The organism is Amycolatopsis sp. NPDC001319, assembly GCF_042896185.1.
In the GTDB taxonomy this organism is placed as follows: domain Bacteria; phylum Actinomycetota; class Actinomycetes; order Mycobacteriales; family Pseudonocardiaceae; genus Amycolatopsis.
Window position 1 is genome coordinate 46,698 of sequence record NZ_JBIAWY010000013.1, and the last position, 19,708, is coordinate 66,405.

General features: G+C 71.0%; 14 protein-coding genes and 1 pseudogene. 8 read left to right on the forward strand and 7 right to left on the reverse strand.

What is annotated here, in order from left to right:
- The first annotated feature begins 245 nt into the window (after positions 1–245).
- Both ACFY1H_RS38415 and ACFY1H_RS38420 read left to right on the forward strand, forming a co-directional pair.
- Complete coding sequence (locus ACFY1H_RS38415) at positions 246–1,436, forward strand: NADP-dependent malic enzyme (protein ID WP_366579677.1); 1,191 nt, start codon at positions 246–248, stop codon at positions 1,434–1,436.
- A gap of 88 nt (positions 1,437–1,524) precedes the next feature.
- A complete protein-coding gene (locus ACFY1H_RS38420) occupies positions 1,525–2,400 on the forward strand; it encodes an LLM class F420-dependent oxidoreductase (protein WP_386954787.1) in 876 nt (291 codons plus the stop codon).
- A gap of 4 nt (positions 2,401–2,404) precedes the next feature.
- Here ACFY1H_RS38420 and ACFY1H_RS38425 read toward each other — a convergent pair whose 3' ends face one another.
- On the reverse strand, positions 2,405–3,826 hold the full coding sequence (locus tag ACFY1H_RS38425; protein WP_386954789.1) for a bis-aminopropyl spermidine synthase family protein: 1,422 nt from the start codon (positions 3,824–3,826) through the stop codon (positions 2,405–2,407).
- Positions 3,827–3,920: 94 nt separating this feature from the next.
- On the opposite strand from ACFY1H_RS38425, the gene ACFY1H_RS38430 reads away from it, so the two are divergent.
- Genes ACFY1H_RS38430 through ACFY1H_RS38445 form a run of 4 tightly spaced genes read left to right on the forward strand, consistent with a single transcriptional unit; the run spans position 3,921 to position 7,286 of the window.
- The gene (locus ACFY1H_RS38430) at positions 3,921–5,009 is read left to right on the forward strand and encodes an ABC transporter ATP-binding protein (protein ID WP_386954792.1); all 1,089 of its coding nucleotides are present in this window, start codon (positions 3,921–3,923) and stop codon (positions 5,007–5,009) included.
- Positions 5,009–5,704, forward strand: coding sequence for an ABC transporter permease (locus tag ACFY1H_RS38435; RefSeq protein WP_386954795.1), 696 nt, complete (start codon positions 5,009–5,011; stop codon positions 5,702–5,704). The genes ACFY1H_RS38430 and ACFY1H_RS38435 overlap by 1 nt, the downstream gene beginning before the upstream one ends.
- Positions 5,701–6,399: an ABC transporter permease gene (locus tag ACFY1H_RS38440; protein ID WP_366579667.1), complete on the forward strand. Its 699-nt coding sequence runs from the start codon at positions 5,701–5,703 to the stop codon at positions 6,397–6,399. Before ACFY1H_RS38435 ends, ACFY1H_RS38440 begins: the two co-directional genes overlap by 4 nt.
- 17 nt (positions 6,400–6,416) lie before the next feature.
- Positions 6,417–7,286 (forward strand): ABC transporter substrate-binding protein, encoded by an 870-nt coding sequence (locus ACFY1H_RS38445; protein WP_386955161.1) that lies wholly within the window; start codon positions 6,417–6,419, stop codon positions 7,284–7,286.
- A 4-nt stretch (positions 7,287–7,290) separates the two neighbouring features.
- Here ACFY1H_RS38445 and ACFY1H_RS38450 read toward each other — a convergent pair whose 3' ends face one another.
- Both ACFY1H_RS38450 and ACFY1H_RS38455 read right to left on the reverse strand, forming a co-directional pair.
- Positions 7,291–7,626: a hypothetical protein gene (locus ACFY1H_RS38450; RefSeq protein ID WP_386954799.1), complete on the reverse strand. Its 336-nt coding sequence runs from the start codon at positions 7,624–7,626 to the stop codon at positions 7,291–7,293.
- A gap of 10 nt (positions 7,627–7,636) precedes the next feature.
- Positions 7,637–8,155 (reverse strand): GNAT family N-acetyltransferase, encoded by a 519-nt coding sequence (locus ACFY1H_RS38455; RefSeq protein WP_386954802.1) that lies wholly within the window; start codon positions 8,153–8,155, stop codon positions 7,637–7,639.
- 174 nt (positions 8,156–8,329) lie between these two features.
- Between ACFY1H_RS38455 and ACFY1H_RS38460 the strand changes: the two are divergent.
- Positions 8,330–9,529 (forward strand): annotated as a pseudogene (locus ACFY1H_RS38460) (S8 family peptidase); the annotation flags it as partial.
- 15 nt (positions 9,530–9,544) lie between these two features.
- On the opposite strand, the gene map reads toward ACFY1H_RS38460, so the two are convergent.
- On the reverse strand, positions 9,545–10,330 hold the full coding sequence (gene map / locus ACFY1H_RS38465; protein WP_386954805.1) for a type I methionyl aminopeptidase: 786 nt from the start codon (positions 10,328–10,330) through the stop codon (positions 9,545–9,547).
- Between the two features lie 141 nt (positions 10,331–10,471).
- Positions 10,472–14,218 (reverse strand): multifunctional oxoglutarate decarboxylase/oxoglutarate dehydrogenase thiamine pyrophosphate-binding subunit/dihydrolipoyllysine-residue succinyltransferase subunit, encoded by a 3,747-nt coding sequence (locus tag ACFY1H_RS38470; RefSeq protein ID WP_386954808.1) that lies wholly within the window; start codon positions 14,216–14,218, stop codon positions 10,472–10,474.
- A gap of 322 nt (positions 14,219–14,540) precedes the next feature.
- Between ACFY1H_RS38470 and ACFY1H_RS38475 the strand changes: the two genes are divergently transcribed.
- Positions 14,541–14,813 carry a hypothetical protein gene (locus ACFY1H_RS38475; protein WP_220243991.1) on the forward strand — a complete coding sequence of 91 codons (273 nt, stop codon included), beginning with the start codon at positions 14,541–14,543 and terminating at the stop codon, positions 14,811–14,813.
- On the opposite strand, the gene ACFY1H_RS38480 is transcribed toward ACFY1H_RS38475, so the two are convergent.
- Both ACFY1H_RS38480 and ACFY1H_RS38485 read right to left on the reverse strand, forming a co-directional pair.
- Complete coding sequence (locus tag ACFY1H_RS38480; protein WP_386954812.1) at positions 14,810–15,457, reverse strand: DUF4291 domain-containing protein; 648 nt, start codon at positions 15,455–15,457, stop codon at positions 14,810–14,812. The two genes, ACFY1H_RS38475 and ACFY1H_RS38480, sit on opposite strands and share 4 nt — an antisense overlap.
- A 348-nt stretch (positions 15,458–15,805) precedes the next feature.
- A complete protein-coding gene (locus ACFY1H_RS38485) occupies positions 15,806–19,567 on the reverse strand; it encodes an ABC transporter ATP-binding protein (RefSeq protein ID WP_386954815.1) in 3,762 nt (1,253 codons plus the stop codon).
- Positions 19,568–19,708: the final 141 nt, after the last annotated feature.

The window sequence follows — 19,708 nt, forward strand, 5'->3', positions numbered from 1 at the left end:
CAGCGTCCGCGGCCATCAGCCACACCCCACGGATCGGATGGCCGCTGTGACGCCTCGCCGACAGGCCGGCGCTACCGCGCTGGGCTGCCGTCCGGAGGACAAGTTCCATCGGCGCCGGGTGCGCCTTCGCCCGCCGCCAGTGGTCCCCCGCTCGCAGTCCCAGGAGTAATTCAGTGACGCAGATCCACCCCGCGAGTTCCGCGATCGCCGAGGGGCGAACGCCGGAAACGACGACAGGAACCTCGATGACCGACCAGGCCAGCACGGCCGCCACCGCCGCACCGGTGACGGACGCCGAGATCTTCACCGGGCACGAGGGCGGCAAGCTCTCCGTGGCGGCCACCCGGCCCATCTCCGACCCGCGCGACCTCTCGATCGCCTACACGCCCGGTGTGGCGAAGGTGAGCCGCGCGATCGCCGAGGACGCCGCCCAGGCGAAGCGGTACACCTGGGCCGACCGTCTCGTGGTGGTCGTCAGCGACGGCACGGCGGTGCTGGGCCTCGGCGACATCGGCGCGAGCGCGTCGCTGCCCGTCATGGAGGGCAAGTCCGTGCTGTTCAAGACGTTCGGCGGTCTCGACTCGATCCCGCTGGTGCTCGACACCACCGACGTCGACGAGATCGTGGAGACGCTGGTGCGCCTGCGCCCGTCGTTCGGCGCGGTGAACCTCGAGGACGTCTCGGCGCCGCGGTGCTTCGAGCTGGAGGACAAGCTCAAGGCCGCGCTCGACTGCCCGGTCATGCACGACGACCAGCACGGCACCGCGATCGTCACGCTCGCGGCGCTGCGCGGGGCGAACCTGGTGCTGGACCGCGCGATCGCAGACCAGCGCGTGGTGATCTCGGGTGCGGGCGCGGCGGGGGTGGCCTGCGCGAAGATCCTGCAGGAGGCCGGCGTCGGCGACGTCACGGTGCTCGACTCCCGCGGCATCATCCACTCCGGACGCGACGGCCTGAACCCGATCAAGCAGCAGCTGGCCGCGACGACCAACAAGTCGGGTCTCACCGGCGGTCTCGAGGCCGCGCTGAAGGGCGCCGACGTGTTCCTCGGCCTGTCCAGCGCGACGATCGACCCCGAGCTGCTCGGCTCCATGGCCGACGACCCGATCGTGTTCGCACTGTCCAATCCGGACCCGGAGGTCCACCCGGCCGACGCGGCGCGCTACGCGGCGATCGTCGCCACGGGCCGCAGCGACTTCCCGAACCAGATCAACAACGTGCTGGCGTTCCCCGGCGTCTTCCGCGGCGCCCTCGACGCCGGCGCGCGCGCGATCACCGAGAACATGAAGCTGGCCGCGGCCGACGCCATCGTCGCCGTCGCGACCGACGACCTCGGCCCCGACCGCATCGTGCCGAGCCCGCTCGACCCGCGCGTCGCCCCGGAGGTCGCGGCGGCCGTCGCCAAGGCCGCGGTGGCCGACGGCGTGACCGACTGATCGCTCGCGCCAAGAGAAGGGGCTCCCCGGCGCGGGGAGCCCCTTTTTTGGACTTGCCGGTCCATTTTCCGCCCGCCACGCTGGGGGTATGACGATCGACCTCGGCGCCTACGGCGTCTGGCAACCGGCCGCCCTGACCACCCCGGCGATGGCGAAGGAGATCGAGCAGCTCGGCTTCACCACGTTGTGGGTCGCCGGCCCACCGCCGGATCTCGCCGGCCTGGACGAACTCCTCGAAGCGACCTCGACGCTCGTGGTCGGCACGAGCATCCTCAACATCTGGCACGGCGACCCGGCCCTCGCTGCGAAGGCGTACCACCGGCTGGTTTCGCGGTTCCCCGGCCGGTTCTGGCTCGGCATCGGCGCGGGGCACCCGGAGCAGACGCGCGAGTTCACCAAGCCGCTCGCCGCGATGAAGGCCTACCTCGACGGTCTCGACGCGGCCGGCGTGCCGGTCGAAGGCCGCGCGATCGCCGCGCTGGGCCCGAAGATGCTGGAGCTCACGGCTTCGCGCGCGGGCGGGTCGGTGCCCTACCTCGTGCCGCCGTCGCACACGCGGCTTTCGCGGGCGGCGCTCGGCCCGTCCGCGTTGCTGGTGCCCGAGCACAAGGTGGTGCTCGACCCGGACCCGGTGCGCGCCCGTGACACGGCGCGGCCGCGCATCAAGCACCCGTACCTGGGTCTCACCAACTACACGAACAACCTGCGCCGATTGGGCTTCACCGACGAAGACCTGGCCGGCGACGGCAGCGACCGCCTCATCGACGCCGTGGTCGCCCACGGAGACGCGGCCGCCATCGCCCGGCAGCTCGGCGAGCACGTCGAGGCCGGCGCCGACCACGTCGCCATCCAGGTGATCACCACCCGCCACGCCACCCACGCGGCGATACCGGACGTCGAGCTGCAGGTCTACGACGACGAGGTCGTCAGTGTCTACAAGGCACTGGCGGCGGAGCTGCTCTGACGCGTCAGCGCAGCAGTTCCGCCAGCCGATGCCGCGGCACGTCCACCAGCCGCAGGTCCACCAGGTCGCCCGGCACGTCGAGCGCGACGTTCGCCAGCCGCGCGTGCGCCCGCGTGAGGACTTCCGACGGGTCGTCGACCATGTCCGCGGTGACCACGGCGTGACGGTTGTCCGGCGTGCTGCGCAGGAACCGCAGGCGGTACTTGCCGGCCACGAGGTCGGTGAGTGCCGCCTGCGAGGCCGCGTCGGCGAGGTCCGGGTGGTTGTTGGGCACGAGCAGGGCCAGCCGCCGGGCGTTGGTGCCGAGCAGGGTGCGCAGCAGCCACGGGCCGGGGTCGGCGGTGAGGTCCATGGCGACGGCGTCACCCTCGGGCGCGGACATCGACCAGTCGACGGGCCGGGTTTCCAGGGCCAGGCCGCCTTCGGAGGCGATGTCACGCAACGCGGACAGCAGCGTCGGTTTCGTGCCGGTGGCCTCGACCGACTGCGGCCCGTGGGTGTAGATGGCCGACTTTCCCTTGCCCCGGCCCGTTTTGCGGGCCTTCGCGGTGGGCTGGCAGACGTAGAGGTCGGCGGCGGCGCCGATGGCCTGCGCTCCGTCGTAACGGTTGAAGTCGGGCAGGATCGCCTCGAACGTGAGCCCGAGCGTCGCCAGCGAACGCTGCACCTGGGCGCCGAGCGCCGGGTGGCGGGGGCTGTAGCCGTAGGCCAGCAGGATGCGGCCCTCGGTCGGCTCGCGCAGCGCCTGCACGGCGCGCGCGGCGAACAGCCCCATGCCGTCCGGGGTGTAAGGCGGATCACTGAACACGAGGTCCGCGCGGCCCGTGACGGCGGGCGGCAGGCCGACGCGCAGGTCGGCGTGCGCGGTGGCGACGGCGCGTGAGCCGGTGGAGTCCAGGTAGGACAGAACGCGCTCGTCGAGGTCCACCACGGTCAGCTCGGCCTCGGGGCACACGGCGTGCACGGCCAGCGAGGTCAGGTCGTGGTCGCCGAGGAACAGCAGGCGGGAGCGGCGCAGGTCGTAGCGGGCGGCGAGCCACAAAGCACGCCGCAGCACCGTCTCGGGCGTCGCCTGCACGTGGTCGAGCGCGGCGAGCGGCGCGGGCACGCCGGCGACCCAGCCGGAGATCGACGCGAGCAGCTCGGAGTGCGCGGCCACGGCGTCGTCGAGCGGATCGGGCAGGCGCGGCAAGCGGTACGCCTCGTACCTCGGCAGCGCATCGGGTGCGATCCGGACACCCGCGGCGGAACGCTCCAGGTCACGCTCCAGCGCGGCCAGCACGTCCTCGACACTGCGCCGGGGTGCCGCGGCCAGGCGCACCAGGTCGGCCAGCTCACGGGGACCCGTGCGGAGCAGGTCGATCACCTCGTACAGCGGGCGTACGCCGGCACCGTGCGCGGCCAGGAGGTCGTCGAGAGCGGTCACAGGCGACGAGCCTATCCGGCCACTGTGCGGGAAAGGCTGCCAAGGCCCGCCGAGTGGGCTACGGTCGATCTGCATCTGACGTGGGGAGAAGTCCGTGACGATCGAGTTCCGCGATGTGACCAAACGCTATCCGGACGGCACGGTGGCGGTGAACGGTCTCTCGCTCACCGTCGACGACGGCACGATCACCGTGCTCGTCGGCCCTTCGGGCTGCGGAAAGACCACGTCGCTGCGCATGATCAACCGCATGGTGGAGCCCACGTCGGGTGCCGTGCTGCTCGACGGCAAGGACGTGAGCGAGGGCGACCCCGCGCTGCTGCGCCGCGGCATCGGCTACGTGATCCAGCACGCCGGCCTCTTTCCACACAGGACGGTGCTCGACAACATCGCGACCGTGCCGCTGCTGTCCGGCTGGGACAAGCGCAAGGCCCGCGCCCGCGCGGCCGAGCTGCTGGAGACCGTCGGCCTCCCGAAGGAGCTCGGCAAGCGGTACCCGGCGCAGCTCTCGGGCGGCCAGCAGCAGCGCGTGGGCGTGGCCCGGGCGCTCGCGGCGGACTCGCCGGTGCTGCTGATGGACGAGCCGTTCTCGGCCGTCGACCCGATCGTGCGCGAGGAGCTGCAGGACGAGCTGCTGCGACTGCAGTCGCAGCTGGGCAAGACCATCGTGTTCGTCACGCACGACATCGACGAGGCCGTGCGGCTCGGCGACAAGATCGCGGTGCTGCGGGTGGGCGGTGTGCTCGCCCAGTACGGCACTCCGTCCGACGTGCTGCGTCACCCCGTGGACGACTTCGTGGCTTCGTTCGTCGGCCGTGACCGCGGCTACCGTGGACTGTCCTTCGTGTCCGCCGGCGGTGTCGAGGTGTCCCCTGTGGACGTCGTCGAGCTCGGCACCAGGCTGCCGGAGCCGACGAAGAGCTGGCAGCTCGTGGTGAACTCCGACAAGCAGCCCCGCGGCTGGCTGCCGCCGAACTCCACTGTGGACGGCGAGCTCGCCGAGGGCGACATCGTGGCCGGCGGCTCCCTCTACGTGCAGGGCACCCCGATCCGCGGTGCGCTCGACGCCGCCCTGTCCTCGCCCGCCAGCCTCGGCGTGGTGGTGGACGAAGAACACCGCGTGGTGGGCACCGTCGTGGCCCGCCAGGTCCTGGACGTGATCGAGGCCACCCCGCAGGCGTCCTGATGGGCGGGTTCTTCGACGAGCTCGGGCGCTACCTGGGCAGCGCGAACAACCGCGGCGAGATTCTCGGGGACCTGGGCGAGCATATCTACCTCGCACTGGTGCCGCTGGTGATCGGGATCGTGCTGGCCATCGTGCTGGGCTGGCTCGGGCACCGCTGGCCGCCGGTGCGCAGCGTCCTGCTGGTGGTGGCGAACCTGCTGTACACGATCCCGTCGCTGGCGCTGTTCGTGGTGATCCCGGGTCTGATCGGGTCGAAGATCCTCGACAGCATCAACGTGATCGTCGCGCTCACGATCTACACCACGGCGCTGCTCGTGCGCCCGGTGCTCGACGCGCTCGACGCCGTGCCGTCACACGTCATCGCCGCCGCCACGGCCATCGGTTACCGGGCGCCGCGGCGTTTCCTCGGCGTGGAGCTGCCGCTTTCGGTGCCGGTGCTCGCCGCGGGCGTGCGCGTGGCGTCGGTGAGCAACATCAGCCTCGTGAGCGTCGGCGCGCTGATCGGCACCGGCGGGCTGGGCGTGCTGTTCACCGACGGCTTCCAGCGCGAGTACTTCTCGCCGATCGTGGTCGGCATCGTGCTCACGCTGCTGCTGGCGCTGGTCGTCGACGTGGTGCTGGTGCTGCTGCGCAACGTCCTGACCCCGTGGGAGCGCGCCGGCCGCGCGCCCGTCCTCGCGGAGGCGGCGGCGTGAACGTCTTCGACTGGTTCACCACGGCTGCCAACTGGCAGGGCCCGGACGGCATCGCCACGCGCCTGGGCGAGCACCTCGCGTACGTGCTGCTGGCGCTGGTCATCGCGGTGGTGATCGCGTTCCCGCTGGGCCTGTGGGTCGGGCACACCGGCCGCGGCGCCGTGGTGCTGGTGGGCGCGGGCAACGCGATCCGCGCGCTGCCGACGCTGGGGCTCGTCACGTTCCTGTTCCTGCTCTTCACCGAGAGCACCACGGCCACGATCATCGGGCTCGTCGTCCTGGCGATCCCGCCGATCCTGGCCGGCACGTACGCGGGCCTGCAGGCGGCCGAGCACGACGTGGTCGACGCCGCCGAGGGCATCGGCATGACGGGCTGGCAGCAGCTGTGGAAGGTCGAGCTGCCGATCGCGTTGCCGCTGGTGCTGGGCGGGATCCGCAACGCCGTGCTGCAGCTCATCGCGACGGCGGCGGTCGCCGCGTACGTCGGGCTCGGCGGCCTCGGCCGGTTCCTGCTCGACGGGCTGGCCATCCTGGACTACACGGAGGTCGTCGCGGGCGCGATTCTGACGGCGCTGCTGGCGATCGTGTTCGACCTGGTGCTCGCCGCGGCGCAGCGCGCACTCGTTCCGAAGGGCGTCCGGCTCGCCGCGCAGGCGACCACCGGCTCGGCCGCGGCGGCGGGAGGTGTGGCGTGAGGCGCTGGGGTGTGGTCTTGGTGTCGTTGGCCTTGGTCGTCTCGGGCTGCGGCAACCCGCTCGCCGGCGGCGGCGAGGGCGGCACGACGGGCGACATCATCATCGGCGCGTCCGACGTCGGCGAAAGCCTCCTGCTGGCCCAGATCTACGCCGGCGCGCTGCGCAACGCGGGCGCCGCCAACGTCACCGTGCGCCCGCCGGTCGGCAGCCGCGAGGTCGTGGTGAAGGCGCTGCAGGACAAGTCCCTGTCGGTGGTGCCCGACTACAGCGGCAACCTCCTGCGCTACTTCGACAAGGACACGCAAGCGACCACTTCGGACGACGTGTACGCGCAGCTCAAGCAGAAGCTGCCCGCCGGGTTCGAGGTCCTCGACCAGGCGCCGGCGCAGGACAAGGACTTGCTGGTGGTGCGCCCCGAACTGGCGGCCGCGGGCGTGCGGACGTTCTCGGACCTGGGCCGCCGCTGCGGGGAGCTGGTGATGGGCGGGCCGGGCCAGTGGAGCAGCCGCTGGAAGGACCGCATCAAGCAGCTGTACGGCTGCTCCTTCAAGGAGATCCGCACCACCGACACCGGCGGCCCCGTCACCGTCGCCGCGCTCAAGTCCGGCGAGGTCCAGGTGGCCGACCTGTTCAGCACGTCGTCGACGATCAAGTCCAACGGCTTCGTCCCGCTGGACGACGACAAGAACATGTTCCCGGCGCAGAACATCGTGCCGCTCGTCGCCCGCGGCACCCTGTCGCCGGCCGAGGTCGCCGCCCTGAACCGCGTCTCGGCCGCCCTGACGACCGACCAGCTGACCGAGCTGAACGTCCAGTTCACCGACGAGAAGCGCAACCCCCTCGACATCGCCGACGACTTCCTGGCGCGCAACCACCTCAAGGCCTGAACCTTCAGCGGAACTCGTGCACGACCTCGATCTCGCCGATGATGTGGCGGTGAAACTCCGCCAGCTCTTCGGCGGGCACCCACAGCTCGAGGATCGTCTTGCCGCCCGCCTGCTGCACCGGGTAGCGCTTCAGGAACTCCGTCTCCACTTCGAACCGCGTGACGAACCCGGCGCCGTCGTGGCGCACGTTCCAGTCCCTCGCGATGCGCACCGCGTAGTCCTCGTTGAGCACCGGGTAGAAGATCGGCTGCTCCGGCAACCGCGGCGGCCACGCACGCCATTCGAGCTCGCGCACGAGTTCCAGCTCCACCGGCCCGGTGGGGCGCCAGAGGATGGTCATCGGTTTTCCTTCACAGTCGTTCGAACGCCGGCGCGTAGCTGAAGGCGCCCCGGTTCTCCGGCTGGTGGGCGGTGAGGGCGCGCGCCTGGAAGTGCCGGGCCCACTCGGGCACCGGCGGCGTGATGCCGAGTTGCTCGGCCAGGACGAACCCGAACCGGCCGTAGTAGCCCGGATCACCCAGCAGAACCACCAGCCCGAACCCGAGCGCGTCCGCGGCTCCGAGCGTTGTGTGCACCAGCGCCGACCCGACGCCGCCGCGGTGAAATTCCGGCAACACCCCGAGCGGCCCCAGACCCACGGCGCTGCGGTGGTCTTGGCCCAGCTTGGCGGGACTCGAACACACGTGGCCGATCACCTGGCCGTCCTGCTCGGCAACCAGCGACAGTTCGGGGATGAGGTCGCCGTCGGCCCGCAACCCGTCGACGAGCAGGGCCTCGGGCACGGTCGTGAGCCCGGGCTGCGCGAACGCGGCCGTGTGCACGGCGCGGATCGCGGTCTCGTCGGCGCGGACGGCTCGGCGGATCAGCATGGCGTGAATTCTTGCTGGCCGCGTGTGCGGGGGTAAAACCCTTTTCCGATCAGCGAATGGTCCGAACAGGGCAACGCGGTGAAAACCTCCCGGACGACTCTTCTTCCGGCGAACAGGGCCGCACACCTAGCCTCAGGCCAACCGGTGTCCGCACTGGTCGAGGAGGGACGAACTGTGCGCAAATCTCGGGTAACTGTGACCAGAAGCGTGACGATCCTGGCGAGTGCCGCCTCGATCGCGACCGTCACTGTGTTCGGCAGCGGCGTGGCGTCCGCTCAGGAAGGCGCGATCGTGGGCGCGGGGAGCGCCGGTGCGGTGAAGGACAGCTACCTCGTGGTGCTCAAGAACGGCACTTCGGTGGAGTCGACGGCGAAGAGCGTCACCGGCCGCCACGGCGGGTCGGTCGAGCGCACGTTCTCGAAGGCTTTGCGCGGCTTCACCGGCACGATGTCCGAGACACAGGCCAAGCGCACGGCCGCCGACCCCGCGGTGTCCTTTGTGGAGCAGAACCGCGTGCTTCAGGTGTCGGAGGACCAGTCGGACCCGCCGTCGTGGGGTCTCGACCGGGTGGACCAGCGTGAGCTGCCGCTGGACGCGGATTACAGCTACAGCACGACGGCCGCCGACGTGCACGCGTACGTGATCGACACCGGGATCAACCTCACGCACTCCGAGTTCGACGGCCGCGCCGTCTCCGGGTACGACTTCGTGGACAACGACTCCGACGCCACCGACTGCTACGGCCACGGCACCCACGTCGCCGGCACGATCGGCGGCACGACCTATGGCGTGGCGAAGGAAGTCAGCCTGACCGCCGTCCGCGTGCTCGACTGCACCGGCAGCGGTACGACCGACCAGGTCGTCGCGGGCATCGACTGGGTCACCGAGAACGCCGAGAAGCCGGCCGTGGCGAACATGAGCCTCGGCGGTCCCGTGTCCACTGTGGTGGACGAGGCCGTGCAGCGGTCGATCGAAGCCGGTGTCACGTACGGCATCGCGGGCGGCAACTCCTACGGCGGCAGCGCGTGTGACGCCTCGCCCGCCCGCGTACCCGAGGCGATCACCGTCGGCGCCACCACGGACACCGACGCCAGGTCCGTCTTCTCCAACACCGGCACCTGTCTCGACCTCTTCGCACCCGGCACCGACATCACGTCCGCCTGGATCGGCAGCGACACCGCGACCAACACCATCAGCGGCACGTCGATGGCGACTCCGCACGTGGTCGGCGCCGCCGCGCTGTACCTGGCCGACAACCCGTCGGCCACACCCGAAGAGGTCCGCGACGCGCTGGTCGACGCGGGGACGAAGGACGAGATCACCGACGCGGGCACCGGGTCGCCGAACGTGCTGGTGTACACCGGTGCCGAGGGCACCGGGTGACCTGAGTCAGCCGGCGGAAAGTTCCGCCTCGCGTCGCGTGAGCACCACCGGCCCGTCCTCGGTGACGGCCACCGTGTGCTCGGAATGCGCCGTCCGTGAGCCGTCGGCCGAGCGGATCGTCCAGCCGTCGGGGTCGTACACGATGCGGTCCGTCGTGCGCGCGAACCAAGGCTCCAGCGCGAGCGTCAGGCCCGGCCGGAGCTTCAAGCCGCGCCCCGCCGTGCCCTTGTTGGAGACGTGCAGGTCCTCGTGCATGGTGCGGCCGATGCCGTGGCCGCCGAACTCCGTGTTGACCGGGTAGCCGTACGAGGTCGCCACCGCGTAGATCGCCGCGGAGATGTCGCCCAGGCGGTTGCCGGGGAGAGCCGCCGAGATCGCCGCCTCCAGCGCTTCCTCCGTGGCGCGGACGATCCGCAGGTCCTCCTCGGCGGGAGTTCCGACGATCACCGTGCGAGCGGAGTCGGCGACCCACCCGTCGATGCTCACCGCGACGTCCGCGGTGAGCACGTCGCCGTCGCGGAGCACGTAGTCGTGGGGCAGGCCGTGCAGGACCGCGTCGTTCACCGAAAGGCAGATGACGTTGCGGAACGGTCCCTTGCCGAACGAAGGCGAGTAGTCCCAGTAGCACGACTCGGCCCCGCGCCGCTTGATCATGCCGCGCGCGTGGTGCTCGAGGTCCAGGAGGTTGACGCCCACGTCGGCGAGCCGGCCGACCTCGGTGAGGACCTCCGCGACGAAGCGGCCGGTCACGTGCATGCGGTCGATCTCCGCAGGCGTCTTCAGTTCGATCACGAAAAACCTCGCAGCACAAAAGGTATAGTTATACCGCCAGCTTAACACTGGCCGGTATAGAAATACCACGCACTCGAGGTGCGGAAACGGCCGGAGGCCACCACGGGCGAACCGTGGTGGCCTCCGGAAAGCAACCAGCGATCAGTCGAACGCCTTCGCGATCAGCGCCTTCTGCTCCACCTCGTGCACCTTCGACGAACCCGCCGACGGCGCGGCCATCGGGCGGCGCGAGACGACCTGCAGGCCGGCGAAGACCTCCGGGAACTTCCGCGGCAGGTTGAGACCGAAGAACGGCCACGCACCCTGGTTCTCCGGCTCCTCCTGGACCCACGCGATCTGCTGCGCGTTGCTGTAGCGCTCGATGGCGGCGAGCAGCTTGCGCTTCGGCAGCGGGTAGTACTGCTCGATGCGCACGATCGCGACGTCGTTCGCCTCGCGCTTGGCGCGCTCGGCCACCAGTTCCCAGTAGAGCTTGCCCGAGGTCAGCAGCACCTTGCGGACGCCTTCGGGGTTCTGGGTGGTGTCGTCGATGACGGACATGAACCGGCTCTGGCCGGTGAAGTCCTCGACCGCCGACGTCGCGGCCTTGTTGCGCAGCATCGACTTCGGTGTGAAGACCACCAGCGGACGCTGGATGCCGTCGAGCGCGTGGCGGCGCAGCAGGTGGAAGTAGTTCGCCGGGGTCGACGGCACGGCGACGGTCATCGAGCCCTCGGCGCACAGCGAGAGGAAGCGCTCGATACGGCCGGACGTGTGGTCCGGGCCCTGGCCCTCGTGGCCGTGCGGCAGCAGCAGCACGACGTCGGAGCGCTGGCCCCACTTCGCCTCGCCCGAGGAGATGTACTCGTCGATCACGGTCTGCGCGCCGTTGACGAAGTCACCGAACTGCGCTTCCCACATGACCAGCGACTCGGGGTTCGCCACCGCGTAGCCGTACTCGAAGCCGACGGCCGCGTACTCCGACAGCGCCGAGTCGTAGATCATCACGCGGCCCTGGCCGTCGGCCAGGTTCTGCAGCGGCGAGTACTCCTGGCCGGTCTTGCGGTCGATGAACACCGAGTGCCGCTGCGTGAACGTGCCGCGGCGCGAGTCCTGGCCGGACAGCCGCACCAGGCGGCCCTCCATCGCCAGCGAACCGAACGCGAGCAGCTCGCCGAACGCCCAGTCGACGTCGCCTTCGCGCGACATCTTGTGGCGGCGCTCCATGACCGGCTTCACGCGCGGGTGCGGGGTGAAGCCCTCGGGGACGTTGACGAACGCGTCGCCGATCCGCTCCACGACCTCCTTCGAGACGGCCGTGGTGACCTTCGCCGGCACCTGCTGCTCTTCCTCGACCGAGGGGCTCGCCTTCGCCGGGTGCTTCTCGAGCTCACGCACCTCGTTGAAGACGTGCTCCAGCTGGCTGGAGAAGTCGCGCAGCGCGGCTTCGGCCTCTTCGACGGAGATGTCCCCGCGGCCGATCAGCGCCTCGGTGTAGGTCTTCCGGACCGAGCGCTTGGTGTCGATGATGTCGTACATCGCCGGCTGCGTCATCGAGGGGTCGTCGCCCTCGTTGTGGCCGCGGCGGCGGTAGCAGATCAGGTCGATGACCACGTCCTTGTGGAACGCCTGGCGGTACTCCACGGCCAGCTTGGCCACCCAGTGGGCGGCTTCCGGGTCGTCGCCGTTCACGTGGAAGATCGGCGAGCCGATCATCTTCGCGACGTCGGTGGCGTACTGCGACGAGCGCGAGTGCTCGGGCGCGGTGGTGAAGCCGACCTGGTTGTTCACGATCACGTGCACGGTGCCGCCGGTGCGGTAGCCGCGCAGCAGCGCGAGGTTCAGCGTCTCGGCCACGACACCCTGGCCCGCGAAGGCCGCGTCGCCGTGCATGAGGACCGGCAGCACCGAGTAGCCCCCGGTGGCACTGTCGCCCTTGTCGAGGATGTCCTGCTTGGCGCGGACGATGCCCTCGAGCACCGGGTCGACCGTCTCGAGGTGCGACGGGTTCGAGGCCAGCGACACCTTCGTCTCGCCGTCGCCGAACATGCGGAAGTACTTGCCCTCGGCGCCGAGGTGGTACTTCACGTCACCGGAGCCGTGGGCCTGGCCCGGGTCGAGGTTGCCCTCGAACTCCTGGAAGATCTGGCTGATCGGCTTGCCGACGATGTTGGCCAGCACGTTGAGGCGGCCGCGGTGCGGCATGCCGATCACGACCTCGTCGAGCTCGTGCTCGGCGGCCTTGTCGAGGATGGTGTCGAGCAGCGGGATCGCCGTCTCGCCGCCTTCCAGCGAGAAGCGCTTCTGGCCGACGTACTTCGTCTGCAGGAAGGTCTCGAACGCCTCGGCGGCGTTGAGCTTCGACAGCACGTACTTCTGGACGGTGGAGTCGGGCTTCTCGTGCGGGATCTCCACGCGGTCCTGGATCCAGCGCCGCTCCTCGGGGTCGAGGATGTGCGTGTACTCGATGCCGACGGTGCGGCAGTACGAGTTGCGCAGCACGCCCAGGATGTCGCGCAGCGTCATGCGCTCCTGGCCGGAGAAGCCGCCGACCGGGAACTCGCGGTCGAGGTCCCAGAGCGTGAGGCCGTGGGAGATGACGTCGAGGTCGACGTGGCTGCGCTGGCGGTAGTTCAGCGGGTCCGTGTCGGCCATCAGGTGGCCGCGGGTGCGGAACGCGTCGATCAGCTCGATCACGCGGGCCGTCTTGTCGACCGGGCCCTCGGGGATGTCGGCGACCCAGCGGATCGGCTCGTACGGCAGGCGCAGGCTGGTGAAGACGTCGTCGTAGAAGCCGTCGCCGCCGAGCAGCAGCTCGTGGATGCGCTTGAGGAACTCGCCCGACTCGGCGCCCTGGATGATGCGGTGGTCGTAGGTGGACGTCAGCGTCATGATCTTGCTGACGGCCAGGTCGACCAGCGTCTTCTCGCTCGTGCCCTCGAACGCAGCCGGGTACTGCATGGCGCCGACGCCGATGATCGCGCCCTGGCCGGCCGACAGGCGCGGCACCGAGTGGTTGGTGCCGATGCCGCCCGGGTTGGTCAGCGAGATGGTGGTGCCGGCGAAGTCGTCCGCGGTGAGCTTGTTGTTGCGGGCCTTCTTGATGATGTCCTCGTAGGCCTGCCAGAACTGCAGGAAGGACATGTCCTCGACACCCTTGACCGAGGCCACGACGAGGGTGCGCGCACCCTCCTTGCCCTTCATGTCGATGGCGAGGCCGAAGTTCACGTGTTCCGGCGTGACCGCGAACGGCTTCCCGTCGATCAGCTGGTAGTGCCGGTTCATGTTCGGGAAGTCCTTCAGCGCCCGCACCATGGCGTAGCCGATGAGGTGCGTGAAGGAGATCTTGCCGCCGCGGGTGCGGTTGAGGTGGTTGTTGATGACGATGCGGTTGTCCGCCATCAGCTTCGCCGGGACGGCGCGCACGCTGGTCGCGGTGGGCACCGTCAGCGAGGCGTCCATGTTCTTCGCGATCGCCGCGGCGGCGCCGCGCAGCTGCTTGGTCTCGGGCTCTTCCTTCGCCGCCGGTGTGGCAGCGGGCGCCTTCTCGGCGGCCTTCGGAGCCGGCTTCGCGGGCGCGGTCTTCGGGGCCGGGGCCGGGGTGGCGGCCTGGGTGGGCCGGCCGGCCGGCTTGGCCGGCGCCGACTGCCGGGCGGCCGACTCGGCGTTCTGGACCGCCTTGGCGGACGGTTCGGTCGCGTGGCCGTTACCGCTGGCCGCAGTGGTGGCGGCCGCGCTCTGGCGCGCACTGTCGGCCTTCGCCTGTGCCGTCTGCGTCGGCTTGAAGTCTGCGAAGAAGTCGTGCCAGGCGGCATCGACTGAGGAAGGGTCCGCGAGGAACTGGTCGTACATTTCCTCGACCAGCCACTCGTTGGGGCCGAACTGTGACGCAGGGCTGCTGCTGGACACGGCTTGGGCTCGCCTCTATCCGTCTCGATCTTGTCTGTGCTAATGCGCCTACCAGGCTAACCCCCTCTGTAGCGGCCGTGTGATGGAACTGCCCTGTGTGAGGCCTGGCGCACTAGGGGATCGATCACTGACTCGATCAAGTGTCCCGAGGAGCGGACTTTTGAGGTAGAGGAGATTCGCCTGTCACGACCATTTCGGGCAACGTTGGTGCCTGCTTCGCCGAGCCGCCCGCACGCGTTCACGCCCGCCCGGTGCACTGTCGGGAGGATGCGGCCCACGTCGGCTGTGCGGCCGCCCCGGCGCTCCGAGGTGGTGCAGCACGATGTGGCTCGTCGAATGTCCCTCGTTCTGGGACCAGGGGCTCATCCGCCCCCTGGTCGTCGAGAACGGCAAGGTCGTCCTCATGTGCGACTCCTGCGGCGTGGTGTGGCACACCCCCGCCGGCATCGACGACTTCGAGCACGTCGCCCCCTGCGAACCCGACTGGTCCATCGACCAGGACAGCCACGTCCGCCCGGGCACGGTCCGCTGGGCCTCCGAGGCGGAGGTCACGTCGGCCGGCTGGGGCGAGCTGGCCTGGCGCGAGCTGCCCTAGTTTCCTTCGCTCGCGTCGTCCTGGCTCGCGGCGACGGCCTCGGCCAGCTCGGCGGACAGCGGGTACGGCTTCTCGACCGGCAAGAGCGCTTGAGCTTCGGCGACCCGCCCGTCGGCGAGGTGCGCACGGATGGCGCGCATCACCGGCGTGACTTCGGTGACCGCGGTGATCCACTCGTCCACGTACCGGTTCACGGCTTCGCCACTCAGCCCGAGCTGGATCGACCGGTGCGGCAGCGGCCGGTGGTGCACGTCACGCTCGGGGTCCCACTGCACGCGGACGGGGCTGGCCCGCATCGCCGCCTTCCACGCCGCCTCGTCGCGGTGCACGCGCGGGTCGAAGTGACTCAGCGCCGCGTGGGCGAGCACCCAGGCGAAGCCCTCGCGCGTCAGGTCCAGCGCCAGCACCCGCTCCTGCCCGGGCTTGGCCGCCCAGCCGCAGCGGTACCCCATCCACGCGAACGACGGCTTGATCCACGTCATCCGCTCCCGCTTGAACGGCGCCACGAACGTCCCCGCTGCCAGCGCCGCGTCGGCGATCTCCGGCGAGTACGCCTGGTAGACGCGGATCGTCCGCTCGTCGTGCCGCGCGCGGATTTGGCGGGCCGGGATCCCGGCCGCTTCGACCGCTGTTTCTTCGAACACCCTCCTGATTCTCGTGTTGTACGCCCTGGCCTGGCGAAGGCTTTTCCGCCGGCTGGCCGGCACGGGGTCGCGCGCGGCTGGTCGGCTGCGCGGCGAGGCCCGCCGGATCCGGGACTTGCCGGGGATGGCGCCGGCCGGGTGACTGTCAGGTCACACACTCGTCGAACGCCGCGGCGCGGCATCGCGGTGAGTCGCAGGCGCACGCCGCGCGTCTGTGCGGCGGCGCGCAGCTGCTCGGCCGCCGCGCCTGCGCCGGCCGGCACAGGCGCGCACGTTGGCATGCGGTTGGCCGGCCGCGCGGCGAGACCCCCCGAGGTCGGCCCGGCCTCGGGGGTCTCGCCGGCGACGTCAGCCGAGGGACCACAGGCGGGCGTAGTGGCCGCCGGCGGCCAGGAGGTCGGTGTGGGTGCCCTGTTCGATGATGCGGCCGTGGTCGAGGACGACGATGCGGTCGGCCTTGGCGGCGGTGGCCAGGCGGTGCGCGACGACGAAGGTGGTGCGGCGGCGCGCCAGGTGTTCGGTGGCGCGCAGGACGGCCGCCTCCGTGGAGGGGTCGAGGGCAGCGGTGGCCTCGTCGAGCAGGAGGACGTCGGGGTTCACGAGCTCGGCGCGGGCGAGCGCGACGAGCTGGCGCTGCCCCGCGGACAGCGACCGGCCGCGTTCGCCGACGGGCTGCAGGAAGCCGGCGGGCAGGGCGGCGACGCCGTCGAGCGCGCCGACCGAGCGGACGGCCGCCTCGACCTCCGCGTCGGTCGCGTCGGGGCGGCCGTAGCGGACGTTGTCGGCGACGGTGCCGGAGAACAGGTGCGCCTCCTGCGGCACCACGCCCATGCGGGCGCGCAGGCCGGGCAGGTCATACTCGCGGACGTCGACGCCGTCGATCAGCACCGCGCCGCCCGTGGCGTCGTAGTAGCGCGCCACCAGCTTCACCGCCGTGGACTTGCCCGCGCCCGTCGCGCCGACCAGTGCCACGGTTTCGCCCGGTGCCACGTCCAGCGACAGCTTCTCCAAAGCCGGCTGATCGGCGCCGGTGTAGGAGAAGTCGACGTCCTTGAACGTCACCTCGCCGCTCAGGTGCTCGGGCAGCGCGATCGGGTGCGCGGCGGGGGGCACCGACGTCGGCGTGCGCAGCAGGTCGCCGATGCGGGACAGGCCGACGGCCGCCTGCTGGTAGCCGTCGAACACCGCCGACAGCTGCTGGATCGGCGAGAAGAACTGCTGCAGGTACAGCAGGAACCCGAGCAGCACGCCCGCCTCCAGCGTCCCCGCGGCCACGCGGTTCGCGCCGACCACGAGCACCGTGGTGGTCGCCAGGTCCGACAGCAGCGCCACCAGCGGGAAGTACGTGGCGACGTAACGCTGCGCCCGCAACCGCGAGCGCCGGTACGCGTCGCTGCGTGAAGCGAATGCCTCCGCCGAACGCTCTTCGCGCGTGTACGCCTGGGCGACCCGCAGGCCGCTCACGTTCTCCTGCAGGTCGGCGTTGACCACGCTGACCTTCTCGCGTGCTTCGGAATACGCGCGTGAAGCGACCCGCCGGAAGATCACGGTCGACGCCAGCAGCACCGGGAGCAGCGCGAGGGCGTACAACGCCAGCGACGCGTCCGTGACCAGCAGCGCCACGGTGATGCCCACCAGCGTCAGCACGCTCACCACAGCGGTGGCGAGGCCGGTCTGCAGGAACGTGGACAACGCATCGACGTCCGTGGTCATCCGGGTCATGATCTTCCCGGACAGCTCGCGCTCGTAGTAGTCGAGCCCGAGCCGCTGCAGGTGCGCGTAGCTGCGCACCCGCAGCGAGTACAGCACCGTCTCGCCGACGCGCGCGGTGAGCCGCGTCTGGCCGCGCACCACGAACCAGTCGGCCGCGACCACGATCGCGCCGATGCCCGCCATCAGCCAGATCACGCTGACGACACCCGGCTGCACGCCGTGGTCCACCCCTCGCTGGTACAGCGCGGGCAGGGCCAGCGAGGCCAGCGCGTCGGCCGCCACCAGTGCGATCACCGCGACCAGCGGCCACCGCACGGGCTTCAGCAGCCGCGACAGCCGGAACCCCGGGTCGGCGGCGGTGATGTCCACTTCGGACAGTCGCGGCCGGTCGTCGGCCGGCGGCAGCTTGCGCACGCCCTCCAGCAGCTCCGGCGTCGGCGGCACGTCGGCCCCCGCTCCGCCGCCGACGAAACCGGTCCCGCCACCCGGCGCGCCCCCGCGTGCGGCGGCGGCTTCGGCGAGCGCGTCGACCTCGTCGCGGCCGTCGTCGCGCGGCCACAGCACCTGCGTCACGCCGCCGGCGTCGGGCTCGAGGTCCTCGCAGCGGTGCGGTTTCTCGACGTCGTCGCCCGGCCCCGCCACGAGCTCGCGGAACAGCGGGCAGCGCGCCTGCAGCTCCTCCTCCGTGCCGACGTCGACGACCTTGCCCTGGTCGAGCACGGCGATGCGGTCGGCCAGCTGCAGCGTGGACCGGCGGTGCGCGATGAGCAGCGTGGTGCGCGAGGCCGTGACCGAGCGCAGGGTGTCGTGGATCGCGGCCTCGGTGACCGTGTCGATCGCCGACGTCGCGTCGTCCAGGATCAGCACACGCGGGTCCGTCATCAGCGCCCGCGCGAGGCCCAGGCGCTGGCGCTGGCCGCCCGAGAGCGTGAGGCCGCGCTCGCCGACCTCCGTGTCGTAGCCGTGGGGCAGGGCACGGATGAACTCGTCGGCCTCGGCCGCGCGCGCCGCCGCGTGCACCTCTTCGTCGCTCGCGTCGGGGCGGCCGTAGGCGATGTTGTCGCGCACGGACGAGGAGAACAGGAACGCCTCCTCGAACACGACGCCGATCGCCTGCCGCAGCTGCTTGAGCGGCACGTCGCGCACGTCGAGGCCGCCGACGCGGACCACGCCCGCGTGCGCGTCGTAGAACCGCGGCAGCAGCAGCGAGATCGTGGACTTGCCCGACCCCGCCGTGCCCACCAGGGCGAGCGTCTCGCCCGGCCGCGCAGTGAGCGTGAGGCCGTCGAGCACCGGCTCGCTGCGGGTGTAGCCGAACTTCACGTCTTCCAGCTCGACGCCGAGCGGGCCCTCCGGCAGCGGCCGCGCGTCGGGGCTGTCCACCACGTCGGGCTGGGCGTCGATGAGCTCGTACACGCGCTCGGCGCCCGCGCGCGTCAGCTGGGCCTGTACCACCAGGCTGGACAGCATCCGCGCGGGCCCGATGAGCGTGGCGAGGTAGGTGGCGAACGCGAGGAAGGTGCCGAGGCTGATCTGGCCGTTGAGCGCCAGGACGCCGCCGATCGCGAGCACCGCGACCTGGCCGACGGCCGGCAGCGCGGTGGTCGTGGCGGTGGGCACCGCGGACAGCTTGGCCGCGCGCAGCCGCTCGGCGAACAACCGCCGCGCCGTGCGCTCGAGCCGCGAGACCTCCCGCGACTCCTGGCCGAAGCCCTTCACCACGCGCACGCCGGTGACGGTCTCCTCCACCTGCTGCGCCACGTCGGCCGCGCGCTGCTGGGCCGACCACGTGGCCGGGAAGAGCCGTTTGCGGCTCAACGTGACGATGATGCCGACGGCCGGCGCCACCACCAGCGCGATGAGCGTGAGCAGCGGCGACATCCACAGCATCGCGCCCAGGGCGAGCAGCGCGAAGATGACCGAGCCCGCCGACAGCGGCACCTGCATCAGCAGCCCCGTGACCAGCTGCAGGTCGGAGATCGCCCGCGAGACCACCTGGCCGGTGCGCAGCGCGTCCTGTTTGCCACCGTCGAGCCGCGAAACGGAGCCGAACACGCGGTTGCGCAGGTCGTGCTGCACGTCGAGCGCGAGCCGGCCGCCGACGTAGCGGCGCAGGAACGCCGACCCGAACGCCACCACCTGCAGCGTGACCAGCGCGGCGGCGATGCCGCCGAGGCCCGCGGTGTGGCCCGCCACCGCGTCGTCGACCGCCGTGCGCACGAGCAGCGGGCTCGCCGCCTGCACGCCCACGGACAGGATCGCCGCGGCCATCGCGAGCACGACGACCCCCCGGTGCTCCCAGCACGCGGCCGAGAGCCGCCGGACCCAGCCGACGGGGGGAGCCGGCGTCTCAGCAGCCGGACGGTCTTGACGCGCACGCGTCGCAGTGGTGGTCACGTTCTCAATCTAGGCATGGGGACCGACTTTTTATTCCGCCTTGAAGGTGTGACGGGTCCCTTCACCCCTTCGGCCGGGGGAGCGCGACCGCGACCTGACGCAGTGAAGCTCTTGCGCCACAACGCATCGCGACCCACCGCA

What these genes read in the sequence shown, in the direction of transcription:
- ACFY1H_RS38415 (WP_366579677.1), top strand. Translation starts at nt 246, where the DNA reads ATGACCGACCAGGCCAGCACGGCCGCCACCGCCGCACCGGTGACGGAC.
- ACFY1H_RS38420 (WP_386954787.1), top strand. Translation starts at nt 1,525, where the DNA reads ATGACGATCGACCTCGGCGCCTACGGCGTCTGGCAACCGGCCGCCCTG.
- ACFY1H_RS38435 (WP_386954795.1), top strand. Translation starts at nt 5,009, where the DNA reads ATGGGCGGGTTCTTCGACGAGCTCGGGCGCTACCTGGGCAGCGCGAAC.
- ACFY1H_RS38450 (WP_386954799.1), bottom strand. Translation starts at nt 7,626, where the DNA reads ATGACCATCCTCTGGCGCCCCACCGGGCCGGTGGAGCTGGAACTCGTG.
- ACFY1H_RS38455 (WP_386954802.1), bottom strand. Translation starts at nt 8,155, where the DNA reads ATGCTGATCCGCCGAGCCGTCCGCGCCGACGAGACCGCGATCCGCGCC.
- ACFY1H_RS38475 (WP_220243991.1), top strand. Translation starts at nt 14,541, where the DNA reads ATGTGGCTCGTCGAATGTCCCTCGTTCTGGGACCAGGGGCTCATCCGC.